Annotated in this window: 25 protein-coding genes and 4 pseudogenes; 15 read left to right on the top strand and 14 right to left on the bottom strand. The window is 69.8% G+C overall.

The features are described from left to right. Window positions 1-706 precede the first annotated feature (706 nt). The 3 genes and pseudogenes from ABD369_RS25260 (at window position 707) to ABD369_RS25255 (ending at window position 3,105) form a co-directional block, all read left to right on the top strand. Entirely contained in the window at window positions 707-1,204 is a 498-nt protein-coding gene (locus tag ABD369_RS25260) for a GNAT family N-acetyltransferase (RefSeq protein ID WP_344638824.1), read from the top strand. 469 nt (window positions 1,205-1,673) lie between these two features. Further along, window positions 1,674-2,366, top strand: a pseudogene (locus tag ABD369_RS41235) (IS110 family transposase); the annotation flags it as partial. 112 nt (window positions 2,367-2,478) lie between these two features. Further along, the gene (locus ABD369_RS25255) at window positions 2,479-3,105 is read left to right on the top strand and encodes a tyrosine-type recombinase/integrase (RefSeq protein WP_344638855.1); all 627 of its coding nucleotides are present in this window, start codon (window positions 2,479-2,481) and stop codon (window positions 3,103-3,105) included. Between the two features lie 384 nt (window positions 3,106-3,489). On the opposite strand, the gene ABD369_RS25250 is transcribed toward ABD369_RS25255, so the two are convergent. From ABD369_RS25250 to ABD369_RS25230, 5 genes and pseudogenes are all read right to left on the bottom strand, one after another. Then, the gene (locus tag ABD369_RS25250) at window positions 3,490-4,074 is read right to left on the bottom strand and encodes a hypothetical protein (protein ID WP_344638823.1); all 585 of its coding nucleotides are present in this window, start codon (window positions 4,072-4,074) and stop codon (window positions 3,490-3,492) included. Between the two features lie 85 nt (window positions 4,075-4,159). Then, a complete protein-coding gene (locus tag ABD369_RS25245) occupies window positions 4,160-4,519 on the bottom strand; it encodes a hypothetical protein (protein WP_344638822.1) in 360 nt (119 codons plus the stop codon). Between the two features lie 83 nt (window positions 4,520-4,602). Continuing rightward, complete coding sequence (locus tag ABD369_RS25240; protein ID WP_344638821.1) at window positions 4,603-4,962, bottom strand: hypothetical protein; 360 nt, start codon at window positions 4,960-4,962, stop codon at window positions 4,603-4,605. A gap of 76 nt (window positions 4,963-5,038) precedes the next feature. Continuing rightward, a complete protein-coding gene (locus tag ABD369_RS25235; RefSeq protein ID WP_344638820.1) occupies window positions 5,039-5,770 on the bottom strand; it encodes an alpha/beta fold hydrolase in 732 nt (243 codons plus the stop codon). A gap of 418 nt (window positions 5,771-6,188) precedes the next feature. Then, a pseudogene (locus ABD369_RS25230) lies at window positions 6,189-6,542 on the bottom strand (transposase domain-containing protein); the annotation flags it as partial. A 332-nt stretch (window positions 6,543-6,874) separates the two neighbouring features. Between ABD369_RS25230 and ABD369_RS25225 the strand changes: the two are divergent. Genes ABD369_RS25225 through ABD369_RS25215 form a run of 3 tightly spaced genes read left to right on the top strand, consistent with a single transcriptional unit; the run spans window position 6,875 to window position 9,368 of the window. Beyond that, window positions 6,875-7,651 (top strand): DedA family protein, encoded by a 777-nt coding sequence (locus ABD369_RS25225; RefSeq protein WP_344638819.1) that lies wholly within the window; start codon window positions 6,875-6,877, stop codon window positions 7,649-7,651. Continuing rightward, complete coding sequence (locus ABD369_RS25220; protein ID WP_344638818.1) at window positions 7,552-8,733, top strand: sensor histidine kinase; 1,182 nt, start codon at window positions 7,552-7,554, stop codon at window positions 8,731-8,733. The genes ABD369_RS25225 and ABD369_RS25220 overlap by 100 nt, the downstream gene beginning before the upstream one ends. Beyond that, a complete protein-coding gene (locus ABD369_RS25215) occupies window positions 8,724-9,368 on the top strand; it encodes a response regulator transcription factor (protein WP_344638817.1) in 645 nt (214 codons plus the stop codon). The genes ABD369_RS25220 and ABD369_RS25215 overlap by 10 nt, the downstream gene beginning before the upstream one ends. Before the next feature lie 179 nt (window positions 9,369-9,547). Here ABD369_RS25215 and ABD369_RS25210 read toward each other — a convergent pair whose 3' ends face one another. Next, on the bottom strand, window positions 9,548-10,033 hold the full coding sequence (locus tag ABD369_RS25210; protein ID WP_344638816.1) for a hypothetical protein: 486 nt from the start codon (window positions 10,031-10,033) through the stop codon (window positions 9,548-9,550). A 152-nt stretch (window positions 10,034-10,185) separates the two neighbouring features. On the opposite strand from ABD369_RS25210, the pseudogene ABD369_RS25205 reads away from it, so the two are divergent. Then, window positions 10,186-10,707 (top strand): annotated as a pseudogene (locus tag ABD369_RS25205) (sigma-70 family RNA polymerase sigma factor); the annotation flags it as partial. 605 nt (window positions 10,708-11,312) lie between these two features. Here ABD369_RS25205 and ABD369_RS25200 read toward each other — a convergent pair. From ABD369_RS25200 to ABD369_RS25190, 3 genes are all read right to left on the bottom strand, one after another. Continuing rightward, window positions 11,313-11,924: a zinc-binding dehydrogenase gene (locus ABD369_RS25200; protein ID WP_344638815.1), complete on the bottom strand. Its 612-nt coding sequence runs from the start codon at window positions 11,922-11,924 to the stop codon at window positions 11,313-11,315. Between the two features lie 39 nt (window positions 11,925-11,963). Beyond that, on the bottom strand, window positions 11,964-12,293 hold the full coding sequence (locus ABD369_RS25195) for an alcohol dehydrogenase catalytic domain-containing protein (protein WP_344638814.1): 330 nt from the start codon (window positions 12,291-12,293) through the stop codon (window positions 11,964-11,966). Window positions 12,294-12,377: 84 nt separating this feature from the next. Next, complete coding sequence (locus ABD369_RS25190) at window positions 12,378-12,794, bottom strand: TetR family transcriptional regulator C-terminal domain-containing protein (RefSeq protein ID WP_344638813.1); 417 nt, start codon at window positions 12,792-12,794, stop codon at window positions 12,378-12,380. A gap of 343 nt (window positions 12,795-13,137) precedes the next feature. Here ABD369_RS25190 and ABD369_RS25185 point away from each other — a divergent pair, with 343 nt between their 5' ends. Continuing rightward, window positions 13,138-13,347, top strand: coding sequence for a cold-shock protein (locus tag ABD369_RS25185; RefSeq protein WP_344638812.1), 210 nt, complete (start codon window positions 13,138-13,140; stop codon window positions 13,345-13,347). 170 nt (window positions 13,348-13,517) lie between these two features. Here the strand turns inward: ABD369_RS25185 and ABD369_RS25180 are convergent, their stop codons facing one another. Then, a complete protein-coding gene (locus ABD369_RS25180; protein WP_344638811.1) occupies window positions 13,518-13,790 on the bottom strand; it encodes a hypothetical protein in 273 nt (90 codons plus the stop codon). Between the two features lie 338 nt (window positions 13,791-14,128). Between ABD369_RS25180 and ABD369_RS25175 the strand changes: the two genes are divergently transcribed. Continuing rightward, window positions 14,129-14,659 carry a hypothetical protein gene (locus tag ABD369_RS25175; protein WP_344638810.1) on the top strand — a complete coding sequence of 177 codons (531 nt, stop codon included), beginning with the start codon at window positions 14,129-14,131 and terminating at the stop codon, window positions 14,657-14,659. A 16-nt stretch (window positions 14,660-14,675) separates the two neighbouring features. Beyond that, entirely contained in the window at window positions 14,676-15,248 is a 573-nt protein-coding gene (locus tag ABD369_RS25170; protein ID WP_344638809.1) for a hypothetical protein, read from the top strand. Between the two features lie 384 nt (window positions 15,249-15,632). On the opposite strand, the gene ABD369_RS25165 is transcribed toward ABD369_RS25170, so the two are convergent. Beyond that, the gene (locus ABD369_RS25165) at window positions 15,633-16,043 is read right to left on the bottom strand and encodes a hypothetical protein (RefSeq protein ID WP_344638808.1); all 411 of its coding nucleotides are present in this window, start codon (window positions 16,041-16,043) and stop codon (window positions 15,633-15,635) included. A gap of 342 nt (window positions 16,044-16,385) precedes the next feature. Between ABD369_RS25165 and ABD369_RS25160 the strand changes: the two genes are divergently transcribed. Next, on the top strand, window positions 16,386-16,589 hold the full coding sequence (locus ABD369_RS25160) for a cold-shock protein (RefSeq protein ID WP_344638807.1): 204 nt from the start codon (window positions 16,386-16,388) through the stop codon (window positions 16,587-16,589). 313 nt (window positions 16,590-16,902) lie between these two features. Further along, entirely contained in the window at window positions 16,903-17,439 is a 537-nt protein-coding gene (locus ABD369_RS25155; protein ID WP_344638806.1) for a P-loop NTPase family protein, read from the top strand. An 844-nt stretch (window positions 17,440-18,283) separates the two neighbouring features. Here ABD369_RS25155 and ABD369_RS25150 read toward each other — a convergent pair. Continuing rightward, window positions 18,284-19,453: an alpha/beta hydrolase gene (locus ABD369_RS25150; protein WP_344638854.1), complete on the bottom strand. Its 1,170-nt coding sequence runs from the start codon at window positions 19,451-19,453 to the stop codon at window positions 18,284-18,286. A 169-nt stretch (window positions 19,454-19,622) separates the two neighbouring features. On the opposite strand from ABD369_RS25150, the gene ABD369_RS25145 reads away from it, so the two are divergent. Further along, window positions 19,623-20,594, top strand: coding sequence for an ArsR/SmtB family transcription factor (locus ABD369_RS25145; RefSeq protein WP_344638805.1), 972 nt, complete (start codon window positions 19,623-19,625; stop codon window positions 20,592-20,594). Window positions 20,595-20,869: 275 nt separating this feature from the next. On the opposite strand, the gene ABD369_RS25140 is transcribed toward ABD369_RS25145, so the two are convergent. Then, entirely contained in the window at window positions 20,870-21,532 is a 663-nt protein-coding gene (locus ABD369_RS25140) for a M15 family metallopeptidase (protein WP_344638804.1), read from the bottom strand. Window positions 21,533-21,583: 51 nt separating this feature from the next. Here ABD369_RS25140 and ABD369_RS41230 point away from each other — a divergent pair. Together ABD369_RS41230 and ABD369_RS25130 are read left to right on the top strand one after the other, a co-directional pair. Continuing rightward, window positions 21,584-21,781 (top strand): annotated as a pseudogene (locus ABD369_RS41230) (helix-turn-helix domain-containing protein); the annotation flags it as partial. A 41-nt stretch (window positions 21,782-21,822) separates the two neighbouring features. Further along, window positions 21,823-22,791, top strand: a complete 969-nt coding sequence (locus ABD369_RS25130) for an aminoglycoside phosphotransferase family protein (RefSeq protein WP_344638803.1) — start codon at window positions 21,823-21,825, stop codon at window positions 22,789-22,791. 226 nt (window positions 22,792-23,017) lie between these two features. Here ABD369_RS25130 and ABD369_RS25125 read toward each other — a convergent pair whose 3' ends face one another. Then, window positions 23,018-23,569 (bottom strand): YceI family protein, encoded by a 552-nt coding sequence (locus tag ABD369_RS25125; RefSeq protein ID WP_344638802.1) that lies wholly within the window; start codon window positions 23,567-23,569, stop codon window positions 23,018-23,020. Between the last annotated feature and the right edge of the window lie 133 nt (window positions 23,570-23,702).

The raw sequence follows: 23,702 nt of genomic DNA, 5'->3' as shown, positions 1-23,702 counted from the left end.
TGCGGTAACCGTTCCAATACGAAATCGGTTCTCCCAGCGCTCCGGCTCGCCCTTGCCGACCCCGCCGCGGTCCCCACGAACCGCACACTGCCCCAGTGGAGCAGACGCACCCGGCCGTCGTTGGCCAGGACCGCGCACACCCGCGTGCGAGCCGGTTCGGTACTCGCGCCGCCTGTGGTCATCGCCGGGCCCACGTCGTGCACGCGGGCTCGTGCCAGGTCGTCCGGAAGGGCGAGTCGGGGCATGGCGCTGTTGTCCATGCACCAGCGCAGGAAGGGCTGGGCGGGTCGGCGGGTGGCGCACTGGTCTGCGTGCCAGGCGTCGAGGTCGTCCTGCTGGCACTGGTCGAGGGTCCGGTTGCGGGCTACGAGCCAGGTGAGGAAGGCGTCGGCCTGGGTGATCTGCTGCCGGGCCTCGTGGGTGGGAGAGCGTCCGAGCGGCCCGGCATCGGGCTTCGCCCGCAGGCGCCGCAGCTGGTGCCAGGTGGCGAACCGGTGCAGGAGCTGGTGCCGGCCCTGTTCTCGTACAGCTACGGCCAGGTGGCGTGTAGTGCCGTGACCGGATGGGTTCACCGAGGTCTCGTGGTCTGCGGGTGCGTGAGTCACCGCTGCTCCCCGGTTTCGGCTGGTCGCAGGGCTGAACGACCTCGTTTGCATGGTTGTAATCAACTTGCTGCCCGCCCCGGCGGGCGGGCAGGGTCTGGATCATGCTTGAACTACGCACTTTGGAATCAGACGACTGGCCCCTTTGGCGGGAATTGCGACTGGCCGCGCTTGCTGAGGCGCCCTACGCGTTCGGATCGACGCTGGCCCAGTGGCAGGGCTCCGGCGACCGAGAGGAACGCTGGCGTGCCCGTCTGTCGATTCCTGGCGCGCACGATCTCGTCGCGCTCCTCGACGGCCTTCCGGTGGGCATGGTCAGCGGAGTGCCGCGCGAGGGAGCAGAGAACGTGGAGTTGATCTCGATGTGGGTCGACCCCACGGCTCGGGGCAAGGGCGTGGGTGACTACCTGATCCAGGCGGTCGAGCGGTGGGGGGCGGAGCGCGGTGCCACGACGCTGCGGTTGTCGGTCATGCCGGACAACCGCAAGGCGACCGCGCTCTATGAGCGGCACGGTTTCACGGACACGGGTGAGCCCGGCGATCTTCTGCCCGATGGCGTTGGCAGGGAGCGGGTCATGGCGAAGAGCCTGACCGCTGTCTGATCCTCCACATCCGGGCACGGCCGGATCCTTCACTTGGTCAGGCTGCGGCGGCGAGGGGCGTCCGGGGCTGCGGTCCTGACGGCCCCTCAGTGCCGGACGTTGGCCACGAGGGCGTTGACGCGATTCTCGTACTCGCGGCGGGCCTTGCGCTGAGCCGGGCGATCTGAACGAAGTCCAGCTGGGGCAGATCGCGTAGGAGTTCCTCGTCCACGACTTCGCTGGGGAGCAGCGGGGACAGGTATCGGAGGGGGCTCGTGCCGATTGCCGGGTGATCTGGCGCTTGAAGGGGGCCCATGCGTAGGCAGCTGGCCGCTGGCGAGGGTGTTTGTCCAGTGAGTGGCGAGCTCGCCGGGTGCAGTCTGGACGATGTGGTCGGCCTGCTGGTCGTCGTGGGTGTGCAGACGGGCGTAGGCGAGGTAGTGCGGGTGGTGGAGTTCGCAGAAATGCGGTGAAGTCGAGGGGAAGGGTGATGGCGGGCGCGCGGTGGCCGGACGGTGGCGAGCCGGGGGTCGCTGACATGGTGCGCACCGGCTCCCACCACCTGCGCCCGATCTCCGGGGACACCGCCGACGCTGAAGCCGTCAAGGTCGTGACGCGCATCCACAAGACCCTGATCTGGGAGCGGACCCGTACCACGCAGCGGCTGCGGCACGCTCTGCTCGACTACTTCCCCGCCGCCTTGGAGGCGTTCGAGGATCTGGACGCCCCCGACGTCTTGGAGCTGCTGGCCAACTCACCTGATCCGACTGCCGCGGCGAAGCTGACGATCACGCAGATCAGTGCGGCCCTCAAGCGAGCCCGCCGGCGCAACATCGCCGACAAAGCCACCAGGATCCAGGCCGTACTGCGCGCCAAGCACCTGGGTCAGCCCGCCGCTGTGACCGCGGCCTACGCCGACTCGGTGCGCGCTCTAGTCGCGCTGCTGGTCACCTTGAACGAGCAGGTCAACTTCCTTCACGGGCAGGTCGAGGACTGCTTCGGCCGGCACCCCGACGCTGAGATCATCCGCTCCCAGCCCGGACTGGGACCGATGCTCGGCGCCCGGGTACTTGCAGAGTTCGGGGACGACCCTCACCGCTACGCCAGTGCCAAGGCCCGCAAGAACTACGCCGGCACCAGCCCGATCACCCGCGCCCCCGGTAGAAAGAACGTCGTGACCGCGCGGTACGTCCGCAGCGACCGGCTCATCGACGCCCTGATCGCCCAAGCCTTGCACTTCGGATCTCCGCCGGCGCCAGGGCCTACTACGAGAAGCAACGAGCCCGCGGCATCGAATTCAACGCCGCCCTACGCCAACTCGCCAATCGGCGTTCAACGAGATCGTCGCCCGGCTGTCCTCCCACCGGGACCGGACACTGGTCGCGTTCTCCATCTCCACCGGGGCCCGGGCGAGCGAGTTGCTGTCCGCCACGCGAGGCGGCGTCGCCCCCCGCCGGCAGCTGATCACCGTCGTCCGCAAGGGCAGCCGCGAACTGCAGGAACTTCCTGCCTCGACCGATGCCTTCGTCTGGCTGCGGCTCTACCAGGTGGAGATGGACGACCAGATCCCATGCGGCCGACGGATTCCGCTGCGGTGGACGCTCCGCTCGTCGTCTCGACCGTTGACCTACCACGCGGTTCACCGCATGTTCGAGCGGGCCAACGTCCGGGCGGGCACCTCAAGCACGCTTCACGCGCTGCGGCACACCGCCGCTTACCGGATGGCCGAGGACCCGACCCTTCCACTGACCGATGTCCAACGCGTCCTCGGGCATGCCCAGTTGGCCACGACGCAGATCTACCTCAACCCGCGCAAGGAGGATGTGATCCGTCGGGTCCTCGCCCACCACGCCGAGCAGACCCGGCAGGCCGCCGCTCGAACGGCGCCCTCCCCGCGCCCGGCTACCGCGCCGAGTCACTGAACGCACTGTTCGGGACGGCCCGCTGATGACCACCACGCTGGATACCGACACTACGCCGGTCACACCCGCACTACTGGTGGCACGGCAACTGCAGGTCACCCGCCCGCGCGGGGAGTCCTGGCCCGCCACGGTGCAGGACCGGGAGATGGTCTCGGCCCGGCTGACCGCCGAGCCGTTTGCCCCCTCCTGCGACAACAACGGCCGCAGGTCCGGGCTCCGACTGCTGCTGGACCGGGAGCGAATTCCTCGGCCGCTTCGAACGCCGCAAGGTCTGCACCGGCACCTGCGGCCGCGCGTTCGGCACCCCGTCGGTGGCAGCGGCTACCGCATTTGTGCCGGTCGTGGCATTTCCGACGGCGTCCGCAACGTGGACCACACTCCGGTTCAGGCGTCGAGGCCGGGCCTTGTCCAGAGCGTGATGTCGCTGCTGGTGGCGACGACGAGTGTGCGTCCGGAGGGGGAGAACCCGGCGGCTCGCAGTTCGGAGTAGTGGGCGTGGAAGATGTGCCACCACTTCTCACCAGCGGGACCGCGGCAGAGTCCGCCGTCGGCCGAGAGGAGGACGCGGTGGTGCGGCCAATCCGGGCTGACGACCTCGACAGTCCACCCGTCTTCGGTGGTGGAGTGGAGGCCGCCGCCGAACAGGCCGGCGATCCGCACCTCGGTTCCGTCGAGCGGTCCGAGTCCAGGGCAGGACAGGTCAGGGCCACTTGGTGTGCTGGGATCCAGGTCGGGGCCGTGGTCGCGGGCGATTCGCTGGCCCATGGAGGCGTCGAAGATGCCGTGACCGCTGCTGGAGACGACCATCAGGAGGTCGTTTCCGCTGTCGGGGTCGACCCCGAAACCGACTCCGAGTAACCCGCCGATGGGCGTTCGCCGCGCGGAGACGGGCTGCCAGGAGCATAGTGCTGGGATGGCGGGGGCAGCGAGGAAACGATCCCTCAGCTGCTGCTGGTATTCGGAGAGCATCGTGTCCTCAGGATGGATGTCCCAGGCTCGGCCAGGGCAGCTTACTGGTGGTTCAGAATCAGCTCGTCGTGGGCCGGGGCTGCGGTCATTCGTCGATGCGTTGGAGGATGTGTGTGAAGTCGCCGGTCTCGACCAGGCCGACGAGGACCCGGGTCATATTGCTGATGCCGGCGTCGCGGACGATGAGGCCGTCCGAGCACGAGAAGTAGGCGCCGCCGAGGGGCTCCCCGGTCGCCGCCCACCGCTCCATGATGCTCTCCACCTGAGCCAGGGTGATGACGGTCGCACTCCACCGGGTTCCGTCGTTGAGGTCCACGAAGACGTCGATGTTGTCCACCGATTCCAAGTCCTCGCTGGCATTCGGCAGGAACGCCGCCTCGAAGTGCTCCGTGCGGACCCTGTACCAGGGTCCGTCCCATCTGCCTGCTTGTTTGTTGTGGCTCACCGGGCGAGCGTGCCGGGCTGATCCTCCGGCCTCAACTGCATTCTTCTCGCACGCTTGCGGGCGTGTAACGGCTGGCCTGTCGTTCACCGGGGTGCGTCGCCGCGTTGCCGAATCTGACGCTGGAGGCGGAGGATCTCGCCGTGGGCGGCGGCAAGCCGTTGTTCGAGCTCTTGGACGCGCTCTCGGTGGGCGGCGCGTTCGCGGCGGAGGGCCCCGGTGAGGCTATAGATCACCGTGCCGTCGTCGGCTGCGGGCTCCTGTCGGAGGGGCCGGTGGTCAGCCCGTTGCTGGCCGCGCAGGGTTTCGATGCGTTTGCGCAGGTCGGTGTGGGCGTAGAGGAAGTCCAGGCTGACGCCCGCCGCGCGGGCGACAGCCCGGAAGTTGATTTCCTCGCCTGGGATGCCGTCGTGGCCGGTCCACCGCGGCCACATCGCGCCGCGCACCAACGGCGAGTCGCCGATCGCCCGGCCCAGGCCCCGGTCACCGGGCGCGGGCCGGCCACGCGGAGGCCTGCCGGTGTCAGTCGTAGAGGCCCGCGCCCTCGCCGGCGGCGGCGCGCACGAGGGCGTCGGTGAGTTCGCGCGGGGTGGTGAGCATGGGGAAGTGGCCGGTGGGCAGCTCGAAGTAGGTGACGCCGGGTTCGGCGAGCTTGGCGAACCTGGGGGCTCCGGTGGCGTGCAGGGAGCGGGCGACGTCCCGGCTCAGGCCGCTGTCGACGCAGAAGATGCCGGTGGTGGGCAGGGTGTTCCAGGCGTCGGTCAGCCGGACGGGGTCGGTGGCGGTCGCAGCGGGGTGCGGGGTGGCCAGGCGGTAGTAGCGCTCCCGCTCGCTCTCGGGGACTCCGGGGGGCAGCTGGCCGGGCACCGCGATCAGCCCGTCCTCGCCCGCGGCCGCGATGCCGGCGCCGGCGAGGCTGGTGGCCATCGACTCGCCGTGCTCGGGGATGCCGGTGTCCACGTACACCACCCGCGCGATGCGGTCGGGGCGCTGGTCAGCGGCGGCGGTCGCCGGGAAGCTTCCGTAGCTGTGGGCCACCAGGACCACTCCGGGCCCGTACTCGTCGAGCAGGTCCACCACGGCCGCCGTGTGCTCGGCGAGCCCGATGCGCCCGGCGTCCGCCCCCGCCCGCTCGGCGAGGCCGGGCAGGGTCACGGGAACGGCCCGGTGCCCGCGCGCCTCCAGGTCCACGGCCACCGCCTCCCACACCCAGGCGCCCAGGAACAGGCCGGGGACCAGCAGAAACGTCGTCATGATCGACCTCTTTCGTCGCATATTCCGTGCGGTGTGATGGAGCGTAGGACCTCCCCCAGAGGGAGATTCCAACTCCCGTTCCCACGGATGCCCCAGCACTGACGCCAGAGCCGCGGACCGTCCCGGGCGACGGTCTTCTGCGGGTCCCGCTCCCCCGGCCCCGAAGGTCACCCCTGGCAGGCCGTTCCACGCCCACAACGCGCGACAGGTCACGGCCTGCGGTCCCGCACCGGGTACAGCTTCGCGTGCATCACCCGCACCTCCCACCACGGATCGTCCGAGGCGGACACCAGCGCGGCCACCAGCTCCCACTTGGTCGGCGCGGGCAGCACGAGCGGGCCCAAGTCATTGGCAGCGCGGGTTCGGTGGGCGCCAGGAGGCGGTCGCGGAGCCGCACCTGCAGCTCCGCGCCACCGCCGCCGCCGAGGATCTCGCACAGCCGCCGCATCGGCGCGCTGCCGAGGCGACGGCGAAGGTCACGCAGTGCCTTCGCACTTGGCGCCGGGGCCGGGCGGCCGGCCAGGCCCGCGGATAGCTTCCGCCAGACCAGCCCGTGGCCGATCTCGGGGAACAGGCACATCGCCAGCAGGAAGTACACGCCGACCCGGGACGGCAGATCCCGCAGACGGCGCTGCAGGCTGCCCGTCTCCTCCAGCACCGCGTCCACCAGCTCGACCGGGAGGAATCCGGTCAGTGCGCCCACGTGCCCCGGGGCGAACCTGCCCGGGGCCGCCTCGATCACCCGCGCGGCAGCCGCTCCGCCCGGCGGCAGGGCATACTGATGCAGCAACGGAGCTCCTTGGTCACTGGCTGTCTTGGTCGACTGCCCGTTCCAACGGAACTCCGTTGCTCAAGTTCCGCTTCGCCTGCATGAGGGAGCATCAACTTTCCTCCTCTTGACAGGGCCGCCAGAGCGCTAACTTCCCGGCCTTGGGGGAACTTCAATCGGGAGGGGCGTGTCCACGTGCAGCCCCTCCCGCGACCCGACCGCCGGACGATCACGCCATCCGAGCGCCCTCGCTCAACCTGACAACACCGCCGGAGGGGCGGATCTCCCCGGCGAGCTGACCGGCGCCGGACTGCGCAGCAGCCCGGCTGGTGCTCGTGGCTGAGGAACGCATCCCCACACCGATGATTACGGAAAACCACAGTGCGATCGGGCGGTTGACCGCATGGTGGCGGCCTCGCCCGCCTCCTAGCGTGAACGGCATGATCACAACATCGGCTTCCTCGATGCTCCTCACCGCCTCCGCCGAGCCCGCGGGCGGCATCGCCGGATGGGCCGTCGACGTCATGGACGCTCTCGGTTCCCCGGGGACAGGGCTGACCAACCTGGTCGACACCGTCCTGCCGTTCGTTCCCAGCGAGATCATCCTCCCCGTCGCCGGATTCGCGGCCGGGCAGGGCCGGTTGAGCCTACCGGCCGTCATCCTCTGGACCACGGTCGGCTCCGTCGTCGGCTCCTGGATCATGTATGCCACGGGCGCCCTCCTGGGGCGCGACCGCACCCGCGCGCTCGCCGCCCGCATCCCCCTCGTCCATCTGCACGAGATCGACAGGGCCGAAGCGTGGTTCGAACGGCGCGGCCGTGCCGCCGTGTTGCTGGCCCGCATGGTGCCGGTAGTGCGCAGCCTCATCTCCGTCCCAGCCGGGATCCAGCGCATGCCACTGTGGGTCTTCACCGCCCTGACTGCCGTCGGCAGCCTGGTGTGGAACACCGCGTTCGTACTGTTGGGATACTGGCTGGGCGACAACTGGCGGCTGGTGGAGGAGTACGGGGGATGGGTATCGAAGGCAGTGGCGGCGCTGGCGGTCCTGACCGTCGCTCGCTGGTACTTGGTGCGGCTGCGTCGTCGCCCGAGCGCCCGGCACCGCGCATGAGGCCCATACGCGCCGTGGTCGGCATCGCACTCGGCACAGTCTCGGCGTGCGCCGGGCTCGCCGTTCTTGCTGCGGGGGCATTGGTGCGGTCCACCTGGCCGGTGGTCCGCCTGGCCGCGCTGGATCAGCGACGTGTTGCCGTCCTGCTCGGCGGCGCCGCTGCTTCTTCGGACGACATCGAGCCGCGACGGGCTACCGCCTACCTGTGGTGCCGCGTCCCTGTCGGGCTGCTCGGCGGCGGGGCACTGTTCCTGCTGGCAGCGGGCGCGTGGACGGCTACTTCCGGGCTGTCGCGCTGGCTGGCCGGGCATGACGCCGACGGCATGGCCCCGACCTGGCCGGTCGCCGGCTATCTTCTCGCAGTCGGCCTGCTGCTGCTCTTCCTCGACCTGGCCGGACTGGCTGCCGTCGCCGAGTTGGAGCGAAGGTTGGTGCACCGCTTTCTCTGCCCCGACGAACTGGCCCGGATGCGCCGCCGGATCGACGAGTTGGCCGCCACCCGGTCCGGGATCGTCGAGGCCGTGGACGCCGAACGGCGCCGCATCGAGCGCGACCTGCACGACGGGCTGCAGCAACGGCTGATCGTGGTGGCGATGCTGCTCGGACGGGCACGCCGCAAGAACTCCGAGGAGCTGTACCGGCAGGCACAGACCGAGACTGAGCAGGCCTTGGAGGAGCTGCGGCAGGTGGCGTGGCGGGTGTATCCCGCATCGCTGGACAAGCTGGGGTTGCGCGAGGCGCTGGCCGTAGACGCCGAGCGCTCGCCCATCCCGGTGCACCTCAGCGGCGACCTGACGCAGCGGCCGACCCCTGCCATCGAAACGGCCGCCTATTTCGCAGTGCGCGAGGCCCTCACCAATTCAGCCAAGCACGCCGGGGCCACCCGGATCGAGGTAGCGATCTGCCAGGACACCGACGTGGTGAGGGTGTCGGTACGCGACGACGGGCGAGGCGGCGCCGATCCCGCCGGGCCGGGACTGGCCGGACTGGCACGCCGCATCGCCGCGTTGGACGGGCGCCTGACCGTGGACAGCCCGCTGGGCGGCCCCACGCGTGTGATTGCGGAGCTGCCATGCGGTTGATGATCGCCGAGGACTCCGCGCTGCTGCGCGCGGGCCTGGTCCGCCTGCTGACCGACGAAGGGCACGAGGTGACTGCCGCGGTGGGGGACGCGGACGCGCTGCTGGCCGCGGTGGCCGCCGAGCCCCCGGACGTCACCGTCGTGGACGTGCGCATGCCGCCGAGCCACACCGACGAGGGGTTGCGGGCCGCGCTGCGGCTTCGGTCCGAGCACCCGCAGGTGGGAGTGCTGGTGCTGTCGCAGTACGTCGAGCAGCGGTACGCCGCCGAGCTGTTGGCGGCCGACACCCGGGGCGTGGGATATCTGCTGAAGGACAGGGTCGGCAGGGTGGAGGAGTTCCTGTCCGCGCTGGAGCGGGTGCACGACGGCGACACGGTGTTCGATCCGGAGGTAGTGCGCCGCCTTCTGGCCCGCACGCGCCACACCGATGATCTCGATCTACTGACAGACCGTGAGCGAATCGTGCTGACACTCATGGCCCAGGGCCACACCAACACGGCCATCGCACAGCAACTGTTCGTCTCCAGGAGCGCGGTGGAGAAGCACACCAACGCGGTGTTCGACAAACTGCGGCTGCCGCGGGACGACGGCACCAACCGCAGGGTACTGGCGGTCCTGCGGTTCCTGGGAAGCTAACTGACGCGACCAGCCAATCCGCGCTCAATTACCGCCCCGACCGCGGCCTCGTCCATCCGCGGATCGGCCAGGTCCTAGCTGCTCCGCGGAAGTTCGTTGAGGAGCGTTGATCAGGTGGCCGGTCCAGTGGACGCGGCCCGGCGGCTCGGAGGGGTCTGCGGGTCGGATCTGTGGTCGATCTACGATGGCCGGGTGGCAGACCAGCGTGACATCCCGCCGACCTGATCAACCTCCAGAAGCGCTGGTACATCGCCGAGGCGGCACGCGCCGAACGCCATGCCTGCCTCGCCACCCTCCCCATCTGGAGCGGTGATCTGGAAGCTGCCCGCCAGGGCCTGGACGAGGAGCAGCTGGCCGGGGGACGGGCGCAGCCAGGTGGGTTGGCCACACACGGGGCGCCCCTGCGGGCCGCCGGGGCTGCGGTCCTGGCGGCCCGGCTGCGGCGCAGCGGTTGCTCGAGCGGACGGCCCGTCCGACCGAACGGAAGAACACCGCCGCCCCACAGTCCGCCCCCCGGATGCCAGGGCGCGGGGCGGACGGCGAACCCCGTCGGGGGTGAACAGCGCGGCGAGTCGGGCGCGGCCGCGCATCATCGCCGCGTCGGTGAACTCGCCGCGCAGCGCCTCGATCTCGACGCGGTCAGCGATCTCCTGGAAGTCGTTCATGCTGATCTACCTGTTCCGTGGATGGTGTAGTCGCCTTCACCAGTCCGACAACGCAGCCCCGCCGAATGTGAGGCGAGCCGCCGACCTCACATTCCGCCGCTCTGATTCGTCGTAATGGAAGAGGGAACGTGAGCGAGGGAGCCGGAGAGCGTATGACCACCCCGTCGGGACAGGCACAGCGGCAGGCAGACGAGCAGCGGGACCCGGGACTGAGCAGGATCATGAGCGAGCGGCGACAGCTGCTCAATCTCGCCTACCGGATGCTCGGCTCCCTGGCCGACGCGGAGGACGTCGTCCAGGAGACCTACACCCGCTGGTACGCGATGTCCCGGGCGCAGCAGGAGGCCGTCGAGTCCCCGGGCGCCTGGCTGACGAAGGTGGCCAGCCGCATCTGCCTGACCCTGCTCGGCTCGGCGCGTACCCGGCGGGAGACCTACGTCGGCGAATGGATCCCAGAGCCGCTGCCCGACCCCACCGAATGGATCGCCGGGGCGGCGGGCGGCCCCGGGGTAGACCCGGTTGACCGGATCACCCTCGACGAGTCGGTGACCATGGCTTTCCTGGTCGTGTTCGAGTCGATGACCCCGGCCGAGCGGGTCGCGTTCGTACTGCACGACATCTTCCGCTACCCGTTCGCCGAGGTGGCCGAGATCGTCGGCCGCAGTCCGGCGGCGTACTCCGGCCATGGCAAGTGTCGTGACCGTCCTCACGGGCCGGCGACAGTGGTCAAGGTTCAACGACAACCGCTCAAGGTTCGATGGCACAGAACACCCGCGGTGCGGTGCCGACCTAACCAAGGCGACCGAGGCCGGCCCCGACCGCGAGCAGCCACCGGCGCAGCACCGGCGGGCTGTCGGGCGGCCGAGGCGCCGGCGAGCGCCCGGACGCCAGAAGCACCAGCCGCTCCCCCGCCCGTCACCACGGGCTGTCGCGGGTCCTGTCGCACCCACACCACACACAGGGGAATCCGGGGTACCCCCGCACGGTCGAGTAGCCGGGAGGAATCTCACCTCCCGGCCCTCACAGACAACAGTCTCCCGTTACACGGCTCTTGCCGCTCCGGTCGTCGGATCAACAGGGCGTTCTGCGTGGGCACAAGGCGCCAGTGAGCGAACATCCGGGGGTACCGCTGCGTGATCTCCCGGAGCTTCGCTAGTGCCTTCCGCTGCCCGATGGTGAGCCGGCGAGCCGCGACGTCGGCCTCCCCCGTGCGAGCAGATCCCGCTTTGTGCCGCTCACGGCAACGCGTTCAGGGAGTCTCGCCGTCAGACACTGCGGGTCAGCCGAGCGCGACGACCATCTTTCCGAGGGCCTCGCCAGCCTCCATGACCCGGTGGGCTTCGACGATCTCGTCGAAGCGGAAGACCTGGACGGGGCGGGCCCGCAGGGCGCCGGCCTCGACCCGGGCGTAGATCGCGTCCAGCGGTACATCGGCGAGAGGGAACGCGGGTGTGCCCAGCACGAAGGCGCTGCCGAAGAAGCTGAGCTGGACACCGCTGGGCAGGTCGGCGATCGGATCGAAGTCCGCCACCGGCGCGAATCCGCCGAGGAAGCCGACCTGGCAGACCCGTCCGCGCGGGCGGACCGCGGCAAGCGAGTCACGCAGTACGGTGTTGCCGACGACGTCGAGCAGCGCATCGAGGGTGAGGCCCCGGCGTTCGACTTCGGGCGCCAGGTGGCCGTCGTCGATGAGGACGTCGGTGGCCCCGATCTCCTTGAGCAGCGGTACGTGTGCCCGGTTGCGGGTCGTGGCAATCACGCTAGCGCCGTGCTGGACGGCCAGGTTGACGGCGGCCTGCCCGAGAGAGGAGGTCGCGCCCCGGACCAGCAGCGTCTCACCAGACGCCAGGCCGAGGTTGCCGTGCAGGGCACTGTATGCCGTCGCGTACACCTCGGGCACGGCGGCCAGGTCGGCCCAGGGCAGCTGGGATCACACGGCCGCCACGTTGGCTGCCGGTACGGTCACCAGTTCCGCGTAGCTGCCGTTTCGGGTGCGGCCCATGCCTCCGAGGATCGCCACGACCTTGGTCCCGGCCGCGAGCGTCCCGGAGGGGTCGGCCTCGACCAGGCCGGCGCACTCGATGCCGGGGACGGCGGCGACCTGGCCCCAGGCGCCGCTGCGCATGTATGCCTCGGCGTGGTTGAGGCCGAAGGCCTTGACCCGGATGAGGACCTCGCCGTCGGTGGGGACCGGGTCGGGCAGTTCGGTGACGGTGAGCACCTCGGGACCGCCGTGGGCGGATATGACGATGGCCTTCATGTCCGTACCTCATTCTTGAGTGGTTGTTCATCTATCGGGGTCGGCGAAAGGGCCACCGCACACGGTGGCCCTTGTGTCGTAGCGTCAGGAGAGGGCGGCGAAGGCGCCCTCGACGATCGCCCGCAGCACCGCCTCATCGGGGTTCGCCTTGCCCACGACCATCAACCCCTGACAGGTCGCGACGAGCAGCTTGGCGCTGCCGCCCGCATCGAGCGAGTCACGCACCTCGCCGCGGCGCAGCGCGTTCTCCAGCGCGTGGGTCATGCACCGCTCCAGGCGTGCGAGGTGGCCGCGCACCACGGCCGCCGCCTCGTCGTCCTCGGCGGCCTTCTCGATCGCCGTGTTGACCAGCAGGCATCCCTGCCGCCCCTCCGGACTGAGCAGATCCCGCACGAGGCCTTCGAAGTAACCGCGGATCTCCGCCACCGAGGCGCCCGGGGCCTCCAACTCGCCCAGCTTCTGCGGGATGACCAGCTTGGAGTAGCGCTCCAGCGGCTTCACGAAGAGCGCGTGCTTGCCGCCCGGGAACGCGCTGTAGATGCTGCCGGGCTTGACCCCGGTCCCACGGGGCGACCGACCGACCGTGAGGACGGCCAGCCGGTCCGTACAACCGGCACCACCAGTTCCTCGCCGAAACGCCGAAGAAAACTTCTGCGGAAATTCCCGTTCCGGCCCTAAGCCTGCTACGGTCGTAGGAGTTGCAGTTTTGGTTCCCATGAACTCTGTGTGCGCCTGCTGGTTCCCATCGCAGGCGTATTTTTTCTGAGATCCCGGCGGGTCATCAGTGCGGCGACGGATGGCCCGCGCAGTGCGGGTCCAAAGCGCCTTCGAAGGAGAATTTTTTATGGCTTTCGGCACCGTAAAGTGGTTCAATGCGGAAAAGGGCTTCGGCTTCATCCAGCAGGAAGACGGCGGCCCGGACGTGTTTGCCCACTTCTCGAACATCAACGCCGCAGGCTTCCGCGAGCTGATCGAGGGCCAGAAGGTCGAGTTCGACGTCACGCAGGGCCAGAAGGGCCTCCAGGCGGAGAACATTCGCCCCCTCGCTCTCTGACTCTCCCGTTGCGCGATTTTCGATTCGCAGCGGAAACCGGGGCTCGTACCGCACAGGCGGTACGAGCCCCGGCCCTTGTCCAGGGCTGACCGCTCTGGCAGCGCACGGCCCCAAGCAGCCCGCCCCTTCCTTTCCGCTGCCGCCGACCGTTCCGTATTTCAGACCGGCAATCAAGGCACACGGGGATCTGCACGCATTGGCGGCCGCGCCATTGCAGAGCAGCCCTGGCCGTCGACGGCCAGCGGACGGCCAGCGGTGTGCCGCTGCTTGCGCGGCGCGTCCAGATCCGCCCGCAGGGTCCCGTCGATCACCGCCTTGTACGGCTCCAGAGCCGTCGCCCGCGGTGGCGGCTTCTTCCTCGGCTCCGGCCAGACCGAGCCCACGGCCTTCCTGACCGTCCGCCACGACACGTTGTACTTGCGCTCGATCTCTCGCATCTTCATGCCCTCGCGGTGGGCCGCGCCGGATCGCGGCGTACAGCTCGGCCTTCGACATCTGCGGCATGACCAGGGCCTTCCACCAGGAGCACCTCGATGCTGCCGTGGTTCGATACGGACAAGCCAATGGGATGAGCCGTCAGCGACGCATGGGGCGCCCGGGGATAGCGTCGTTCCCGTCTGCCGCCCGGCTCGGGCAGGGAGCCTGTGGCTGGAAGGTTGCGGCAGCCGAGGGGGACAACTGTGATGCGTTCAGGAGCGCGGTTCCGGCGGGTGCAGCGGCGTGTGCCTTCGCCGTGGCTGGTACGGGTATCGCGCAGGCGGCTCCGTAGGCCGACCAGTCCGTGCCTGCCGCGCAGGCGGCGAAGCACGTTCCGCTCGCGGGTGCGAAGATCGTCAAGATGGTGGTCGGCGGGGTCGACCGGAAGGTCGCGGAGTCGCACGGCTTCAAGGTGGTGACCGACCCGGACGGCACCCAACGCGTGGTGCCGACGGCCTCGGGGATCAACCCCGACGGAACTCCCTACCACGCGGGAGTCCGTCCCCAGAACGAGGTGGACGGCAACTGCGGCGACTCCTACCTGTACATCCACTCGGTCGGTGGCTACGTTTCGGAGATCGAGACGGGATTCGACCTCGACATGAGTGCGGTCGCCTACCACTGGCAGGTCAACCGGTCGGACAACTGGGGCTCCGACAGCCACTCGTGGGGTGGCAGACCGGGCGCGGACGAGCACTGGCACGGCGGGTGGGACGTCCACGGTGGTGGCGCAACCTGGGAGCTGGCCGGGGTCGTCCCAGCCAGCAACGTGCTGCTCTGGGACGGCGAGATCTGCCACGCCGGTGCCCCCAGCGACAAGACGTGGGTCTTCTGAGAAGGGAACAGCCCTGATGTCGGCAGTATCGGGCGCGTCGTGGTCGGTCAACCTGGACTATTCGCACGACCTGGCTTTCGCTCTGGCCATCCGCGACACGTTCGGCTTCACCGACCCGCTCGGTCTGCCGCACATCGACCCGCCGCTGACGTTCGCCGTCGGCCAGGACTCGAGGGAAGTCGCCGAAATCGAGCGGCAATGGCGGGCGTGGTGGGACCTGGCGATGGCGTCGCCCGGGCACGAGGCACACGTCGCGTTGACGCTCGCGGGGCCACTCGGTGAGGTCGTCCGGGGCATCTCCGCCGAGATTCTGCGGTGGAGCTCCGACCGTAAGCGGGAACTCGCCAGGTCGGGTAGGCCCGTGCCCGGTCGGCCGCGCACGCGTCTCGCTGACGCACTGCGAGAGCACGAACAGGCCACGGGTGTTCGCCTCGATGGATTCCAGTTGAAGATCATCGCACTTCCCGTGGCAGGGTCGATCTTCGTACCAGTTGAGGCTGGCCTGATCGCCGCCAGCATCCGATTGATCAGCGACCGATCTTCCTACTTCGGGAAGATCATCAGTCACCTCACGCAGTCGCCGACGTAGCACGTGGGTGACAGTGCTGCCCTGGACAGAGAGGCCGGTCACACGCACCGGGCCACCGTCACTCTCCGGCCGGGGCGGCACAACCCGCTTCCCTGCAGCAGCCCCGGGCCGTTCCGGGTGATGCCGTGCATCCTGCTGCCCGCCGGGGTTGAGGCCGCGGTTCCGGCGTCCGGCCGTGGCCGCGCCATGACCGTCGTGCGGGGAACCGCGCTGCTCAGTCAGGTCGTCGAGAGCGGCGGTGCCGTCTCATGCAGCGATGCGAACTCGCCCGGAGCCTGTGGCCGCCCCTTGGGGCGCGGTGGCTGTGCGGCGCGGTGTCGTCTGCTGGTCGTGAACCTCGCGCAGGACGTGGTAGGCGCCCCGCCAAGGCGCGTGCTGCCGCGGTCACGCCTGGCCCGTGGCGGGCGGCGGACTCTCGGGCCACACTTCGAACGCCTGTGAAACCCCCGCCGGCGGTCCGGCACGGAAACGGTCGCGGATCAGCGCCGCGACCTTGACCACGGCATCGGCTCTACCACCGAGCTCCACTTTCACCGGGCCGGCACCAGCAGGTGCGAAGGCAACCGGCCGCGTGGCGGGTTCTGTGATCGGCGCCGAGGTGTCCACCTGCCAGCGGGTGCGGACCACCCGATCGGCGGGTGAGACATAGTCCCTGGCTGTGCCAGGACTTGGGACAGCGATCAGCCTGAACGACTGGCCTACCACGTCGGCGACCACGTTCGCCACGGGTAGCGCACCGGCGATCGACATGTGCACCATCGCACTCGGTTCCCGTGAGGGGCTGGCACCGGTCATCGCTCTCCTCCGTGGTCGGTTCCTCTCCCAGGGTCTGCCGGTGCCAGGCCTGCCGCACCCTGGACAGCGGGGTACCAGCGCTGTGCACGGCGGCTGGCGGCATGACGTCGGCCGAGGCGCGTGTGTGGGCGCAACAGCTATGCCGCTGCGTGTCTTCCTCGGTTACCTGGCCGTGGGATCCCCTGCGGTGTAACGTTTTGATCAAGCAGTCGTGGTTCCGAAGTTCTCGCCCGCGGTTACATGTCGTGGGCGTTTTTGCTGTTCAGCGCCTCTCCGGACCAAGGCGATCACCTCCGGGCCCGCAATCGTGGGACCCGATCAGTTCCCCCTAGGGAGAAACGCATGGCTACCGGCACTGTGAAGTGGTTCAACGCTGAAAAGGGCTTCGGTTTCATCGAGCAGGACGGCGGCGGTCCCGACGTCTTCGCCCACTACTCGAACATTGCGACCCAGGGCTTCCGTGAACTCCAGGAGGGCCAGAAGGTGACCTTCGACGTCGTGCAAGGCCAGAAGGGCCCGCAGGCGGAGAACATCCGCCCCGCCTGACCTCCGGCGCACGAGCGGGCGCCCCGCACGAATCCACGTGCGGGGCGCCTTTCCGTCTCCGCCAGCACGCGAGCCGCCCCCCGGGGGGCCGACACCGCGATAGATTAATCATCCGGCCTGGTCAAGAGGCATGTTGGTACTCGTGCAGGGTTCCACCGACGCACAGCACCACACCCGCCCGCGCTGAAGACACCGTCGAAGCGATACGCCTGACGCGTAACCCGGCCCCCAGCCGGGCATCCTGGTGGTCCTCGTCGGCGCGGAAGAGGTCGGGGGCAGTGTGGGCAGGCTGTGCGGCGGGGATGGTCCTGGCATGACGGGCAACCCGGAGACCGTGTTGATGGTGGTACGCGGCCCCAGCGGCGCAGGGAAGTCCAGCGTCCCCGCGCGGCTGCGCACCGCCTACGGGCGGGGCATCGCCGTCGTCGCCCAGGACGTGCTGCGTCGTACCGTCCTACGCGAGCGGGACGTCGTTGGCGGGGCGAACATCAGCCTCATCGACCTGGTAGCCCGGCACGCCCTCGACCACGGCTTCCATGTTGTCATCGAGGGCGTCCTCGCCGCCGAACGCTACGGCCCGATGCTCAGCCGACTCACCGCCGACCACCGCGGCCGCAGCCACCTGTACTACCTGGACGTCGACTTCACCGAGACCGTGCGGCGGCACGCCACCCGGCCGCAGGCCGCCGAGTTCTCCCCCGAGGACATGGCCGCCTGGTACCAGCCCCGCGACCTCCTGCCCGACGGCCTCGAACACGTCATCGGCCAGCACAGCGCCCTGGACGAGACTGTCGAGCGGATCCTCGCCGACAGCGTCCTCACCCCACCCGGCTGGACACCCCGCCCCTGACCGGCGCAAGCCGACCGCGGTTCCGGCCGGGCTGAACGGCAGAAGGTTCCGCGTACGCGTCCCACGCTGCCTCGAACGTGCCATCGCAGCGTGGGACGCGGGGGAAGTCACGCGGCGATGGGCCAGGTCCGGCGGCCGGCTGGGAAGCCATCCCCGCTGCCGCAGCCCCGGGGCCCGGCGACCACACCAGTCAGTGCAGTAGCGGCGGGCACCGCCGGTGGAGGCCGGCGGCATCGCCTGGGCGCAGACCGGGCAGAGGCAGCCACAGCGGCCCGAGGTCCTCCTCCCCGCGGACGGCGGCACAGTCCGGGCACTCAGCCGCCTCCGCTACCGCCTCGCAGCGAAGCTCCCGCTCCGATCCTCAGCCCGCCCAGGGAGCCCTTGCAGGACCAGCAGGGCAACCGCTCGGCATGAGCAGTGCGGGCGGCCCACAGGCGTTCCCGGTCCTTACGACGCGCCTTGGCGGCCTTGCACCCGGCGTGGCAGGGGTAGCACCGCCCCTACGGTGCGTCCAGTAGTCCCGGGCCTCCTGGACCCAGACCCTCTCCTGCTCCTGCTCCGTGCCACAGTCGACGCAGGCCAGGCTTTTCAAGTGCTCACGGCGCCGACGGTCCTCCTCGGCCCGCAGGGCAGCATGGCGCCGCTCGTAGTGCGCCCGGTCCTGCGGGTTGTCGAGAGCATCGGTCAGCGGGTGAAGGCCGGTACGGCCGTAACGCCACCAAACCGGGCCCAACGGGTTATCCTCCACCAGCCTTTTCAGCGAAGTGACCAAGACGGGCACGGTGGGCTTCTTCATCAGAAGCAGGTCACAGGCGCCACGCCCGGCCTAGCCGTTTCTTTCAGATCAGCGGGCGGCCAGGTGCCACGCGAAGAACCTGCGCACCACGTGGTGGACCTCTGGGACCGAGACGCTCGGGTCGACGGTGCCAATCAGAGCGTCCCTCCCCGCTGCCGTCATCAACCCAGCCGTCTGGAGCTGGGGGAGCATCGCGGCGTAGTCAGTGAAGATCCAGTGGTTGGCGTCGGCGACGCGCGCACTGCGGACCCACCGACCTGAGAGCGCGGCCAAGGCCGACCAGGAGCGATCCAGTTCCTCCCGACGGTTGAACCCTTCGCTGCCAAGCAGGAGCAGTGGCCGGTCCGCCCCTTCTGCCACGACTGGGAACGGTTCGGCGGCAGCACCAGGCGCGGCGGGCGGGTAGTCCAGGTAGCCCTCCAGATTGATCCCGGCACGCACCCTCCGGTCCTCATGCATCACCTCGGCGACGGCGCTCCCTCCCACCGAGTGCCCGTACACGCCGACGCGGCGCAGGTCGAGCGTCTCGGCGAGCCCGCGCGGCAGCGGCAGGTCGGCCGCCTGCCCAAGCCGGTCGAGCACGAAATGCAGGTCTGCGATCCGCGAGTCGATCATGGTGCGGGCGACGGGCGGCTGGTCCCGCGGGTCGCGGGGCGGGAGGTTCGTCGTTCGCAACAACTCGTGCCGGAACGTCGTGACGTCCGGGAACTCGACTGCGGCGGCGTCGCCGGGGTGGTCGACCAAGACCACGACGGCGCCGTGGCTGGCCAGGTCCTCGGCCAGGGAGGTTCCCAGGCCGCGCGGGTCTCCGCCGCCGGGGCTGTACACCAACACGGGTCGCCGGCCCGGCAACGCCGCGGCGCCCGCGAAAGAGTGGGACCTGGTGGCACCCCAGTCCACGCCGGCGCTGGGCAATCGGAGGGGGCCAAGCGAAGCGATCTCTCCGAACGCGTCCGCGGCCTGCGGCGGCAGCTGCGGAGCCGGGACGAGCCCGGTGACGTCACGGGTCGGATAGAAGACCGTCAGCATCAACTCCCTCACGGGGATCGCGGGGTCCCATGGGTCGCGCCGGGAGTCGTCGACGAGGTACACCGGCTGGCACCCCACGGGGTGGCGGCCCGTGGGCGCGGGCAGGGTGAGTACGGCATCGCCCGAGCTTGGGCCCGCAGCAGTAGCCCGGGAGTCGGCGTAGGCACGGCCACCGGCGCCGAGCAACATCGCGGCGGAGCCCAGCAGCACGGACCTGGTGACGGCACGTCGGCTAATCGAGAAGTCGTGGGTCATGTCAAGCATGCTGTCCCGCCCGGCCCGGCGCAGACGATCGTTTAGATTTGAGGCTCAAGGATGGCGCCCTGAACGCTTTCCGTATCGACACACAGGGGGCGCTGTGCTCCGGATCCACTTCACGCCGGACGACTTCGCCCGAGTCACCCTCGCCCCCCGGCCTGCGCCGCTCCAGGAGCTCAACGTGGCGCTGACGATGATGTGCCGCCAGGATGGCGACCTACTCCACGGCTCTTGGCGGCGCCGGGCGCTGCGCGCCCTGCCGAAGGCAACCCTCCCGCTCGCGGACCTCGTCCCGGCCGGGCGGGCACCGAGCTTCCTGGACGTGCTGGCGGACTCCCTCCCGGACGCCCTGGAACAAGTCCGCTCGGCCCCGGCCGAGCTGGTCAGCGCCGAACTGGAACGCGTCTACGGACCCGCGCGCACGCCCGCCCCAGCGTGGATCCACGACCTGCACCGGGGTGACCCAGAGGCATGGCGCCTGATCCACCACGCGCAGCACGCGGCATTCGAGGTGTTGCTCGGCCCGGTCTGGGCGCAGGTGCAGGACCTGCATCACACCGAGTTCGTGCGCCGGGCCGTGCAACTCGCCTCAGGCGGCGTCGGCTCGCTGCTGGCCGGGCTACTCCCGGGCGCCCGCCTGCACGGCGGTATCTGGGAGATCCCGGGCAGGCCGCAGGAGGTTCAGCTGGGCGGACGCGGGCTGCTTCTCCTGCCCAGCTTCCACTTGTCCGGCGGGCCGCTACTGTCCGACCTCCCTGGCTGCCCGGTCGCGGTCACCTATCCGGCCGGCCCCGGTTTCCCGCCGCAGCCCGACGGTTCCGCCAACAGGCAGACGCTGGTCAAGGTGATCGGGGCTACCCGAGCGGAGCTGCTGCACCTACTGGCCGAAGAGCGCACCACAACCGAGCTCGCCCAGCGCCTGCACGTCAGCGCCGCCACGGTCTCCGCCCACACAGCCGCACTTCGCGGCGCCGGTCTGATCTCCACGACCCGCGCCGGCAAAGCGGTCCTGCACCAGCGCACCGCGCTCGGCAGCCTGCTGCTACGGCAGAGCACCTCCACCCTGGGCTGAGGTAGTCGCGGACGTGCTGCACACCCCGCAGGAAGGGGGTACAACCGAGACCGGTAGAACCGGCCGGAGTACGTCATCCAGCCCGACACGACCAGGTTGATCCAGTCGGCGAGCTCACGCAGATCGGATCTGGTGCGCATGTGAATCCGCCGCTCGCGGACCTGCCTGGCCGCCCAGCGACGCGAGCGCGCCCGCAGCCGCAGCCGCAGCGAGAAAGGTCTCGTTGGGGCGGGCGACCCGTCGCGTGACCAGTCAGTCCGGCAAGGCCAGGCTGGTCATCCGAGCGGGGTGGTCTCCACCGGGCCGTAGCAAGCGGCGGTCTTCCCCGCGATCAGAGCCCAGTAGCGGTCGCCGAAGGACCAATGCCACCATTCCGTGGGGTAGTTCACCAGGCCCGCCGCCGTCAGCACGGTACCCAGCAGCCTCCGGTTGGCACGGGCCTCCTCGCTGATGTTGGCGGCATGGGTGTAGCAGGCGCCCTCACTCTCCTCCGGGTCGGCGTTCAACCGTGTGCCCAGGTCCAGTTCGTGCCCACGGGCGTCGGCCAGGGTGAGGTCAACGGCCGCGCCGGCGCTGTGCGGAGCGATGTCGGGCGGTGACACATACCGGCTCGCCGCCGCGTGGACCTGCCCGGCGGACCATTGCGGGTGGATGGCCCTCAATTGGCCCGCGTACTCCTCGAAGTACTCCCGCTGAAGTGATGGGGGTCGGTATCCCTCGACGAACAGCAGCCGTATGCCCCGCGGAAGCATCGTCTGGGCTTTGAGCAGCCGCTCCAGCACGCCTTCCCGCAGGTACGCGAAGGCATCTGCCGGGTCCTGCTTGCGCGCATCGACCAGCAACGAACCGCCCGCGCGGACGTCCACGAGTCGTTCACCACATTCCACAACGGGTATGACGGCGACCTTCGGATCCGACATCAACACGATCTCACTCATGACGCGATCATCTCGCAGGGCGAGACCCAGCAAACCAATACGGTCACGGCAAAGAACAGGGAGATCGCTGCGGCGTTGCGGGTGAGCGAGCGGTCGGTGGAACGCTGGCGGCGGCAGTGGCGAGAGCACGACCAGGCCGGCGTTCGTTCGAAGGGATCGCCGGGCAGGCCGAAGCTGAGCGATGCACAGGTTGCGCGGCTGGAGCGCGAGTTGGAGCGGGGCCCACTGGTCCACGGTTGGGAGGACCAGCTTTTTCGAGGCGGCCCGCCGCCCGACTATGGTTGCTCCGCATGACTCACACCGAGATCGAGATCACTGCGGAGTTGGTCCGGGATCTGCTGCGCGACCAGCACCCGGACCTGGCCGATCGCCCTTTACGGCTCGGCGCGCGTGGTTGGGACAACCAGCTGTGGCGGCTCGGCGACGACCTCGCCGTCCGGTTGCCCTGGGCAACGCAGTCCGCCGATGCGCTGCTGCGCAAGGAGCACGCCTGGCTGCCCGCCCTCACCCTGGACCTTCCGTTGCCGGTCCCGGTCCCGCAGCGCCTCGGTGAGCCCTCCGAGCGGTTTCCGCGGCCCTGGCTCGTCACCACTTGGGTGCCGGGCGAGCCCGCCGACCGCGCCCCCGCCACGCGCGGTGCGGAGGCGGCCGACACCTTGGCCGCCTTCCTGACGGCTCTTCACCGACCCGCTCCCACGGGGGCGCCGGCGGGTCGTGACCGCGGGGGGCCGCTGGTCGACCATGCCGAGGGGTTCGCCAGGCTGCTCGCCTCGGGCACCGAGCTGGGGCTGATCCCCGACCCGGACTCCGTCCGCGCGGTCTGGGAAGACGCCGCCTCCGCACCTGACTGGGAGAGCCCGGCACTGTGGCTCCATGGCGACCTGCATCCGGCCAACGTTCTCACCACGGATGGCACCTTCTGCGGTGTGATCGACTTCGGCGACCTCTTCGCAGGTGATCCGGCCGTCGACCTCGCTGCCCCTTGGATCCTGCTGCCGGACGGCGCCGCCGACCGCTTCTATGGGGCCTACCAGCCGACCCCGGACGCCGCGACCTTGCGTCGCGCCCGCGGCTGGGCGGCGTGGCGTGCCCTCAGCGGCATCCTCATCGGAGAGGCCGGCGTCCGCGGCCGCCCCGGCGGCAAGGCCACCTGGGGCCCGCCCGCTCACGCGGCGTTGCGACGACTCGTCGCAACGGTCCGCCGGCCCGGTGAGCAGGGCCTGGCGGCTGATGTCACCGACGTGCGTCGCCTGGCGTGATCAGATTGGGTGTCCAGTCAGATGTCAAGGGGGGTTGAACGACACAACGGAACCCCTGTAAATCAACTTTCGACCAGGAGAGTTGATCAAGGAGTTCCGTTGCAGGAGCTGCCTGTCATTACCCAGGAGATTGCTGTCGGCGGGCACCGCGCGCGCCCGCGCCCGCCGGTCATGCCGCTGGCGCCTCCGCTGCCGGCGTACGGCAACGGGGCGGCCAGTGGGGCTGCTAATTCTGCTTGATCGCAGAGATGTCGAACTCCAGAACGATCTTGTCGCTGACCAGGACGCCGCCGCCCTCCAGCACCGCGTTCCACGTCACGCCGAATTCCTTGCGGCTGATCGTCAGCGAGCCCTCCAGGCCCACCCGCAGATTGCCGTACGGGTCGACGGCGTTGCCCGTGTACTCGAAGTCGATGGCGACCGAGCGGGTGGTGTCCTTGATGGTGAGGTCACCCGTGACGCGGTACTCGGCCTCGGAGCTCGGCTCGACCGAGGTGGTGCGGAAGGTGATGTCGGGGTAGTTGGGGGCGTCCAGGAAGTCGTTGGTGCGCAAATGCTCGTCGCGCTGTTCGACCCCGGTGTCGATGCTCTCGGTCTTGATCACCACCTGGGCGGTCGAGCGGGCGGGTTCGCTGCCGTCCAAGTGGGCGGTGCCCTCGAACCTGTGGAACGCACCCCGGACCTTGGTCACCATGGCGTGGCGCGCCACGAAGCCGATCCGGGTGTGGGCGGGGTCGAGGACGTAGTCCCCGGTGAGCTCAGGGAGCGAAGTGGTCATGGGGTGTGCCTCCATGGGCCGGGACCCCGGCGGTCCGCCCGGGTCATTCCCGGACCACGCTAGGGCCTCCCCCTCCTCCGCCCGACCAACCCACACGATGCAAAACGTCATTGCGCTACGCACCGAGCCCTTT

The sequence above is a fragment of the Kitasatospora cystarginea genome, from assembly GCF_039533515.1.
In the GTDB taxonomy this organism is placed as follows: Bacteria; Actinomycetota; Actinomycetes; order Streptomycetales; family Streptomycetaceae; genus Kitasatospora; species Kitasatospora cystarginea.
The sequence above is the reverse complement of the archived record's forward strand: the minus strand, read 5'-3'. Positions and strand labels throughout refer to the sequence as shown.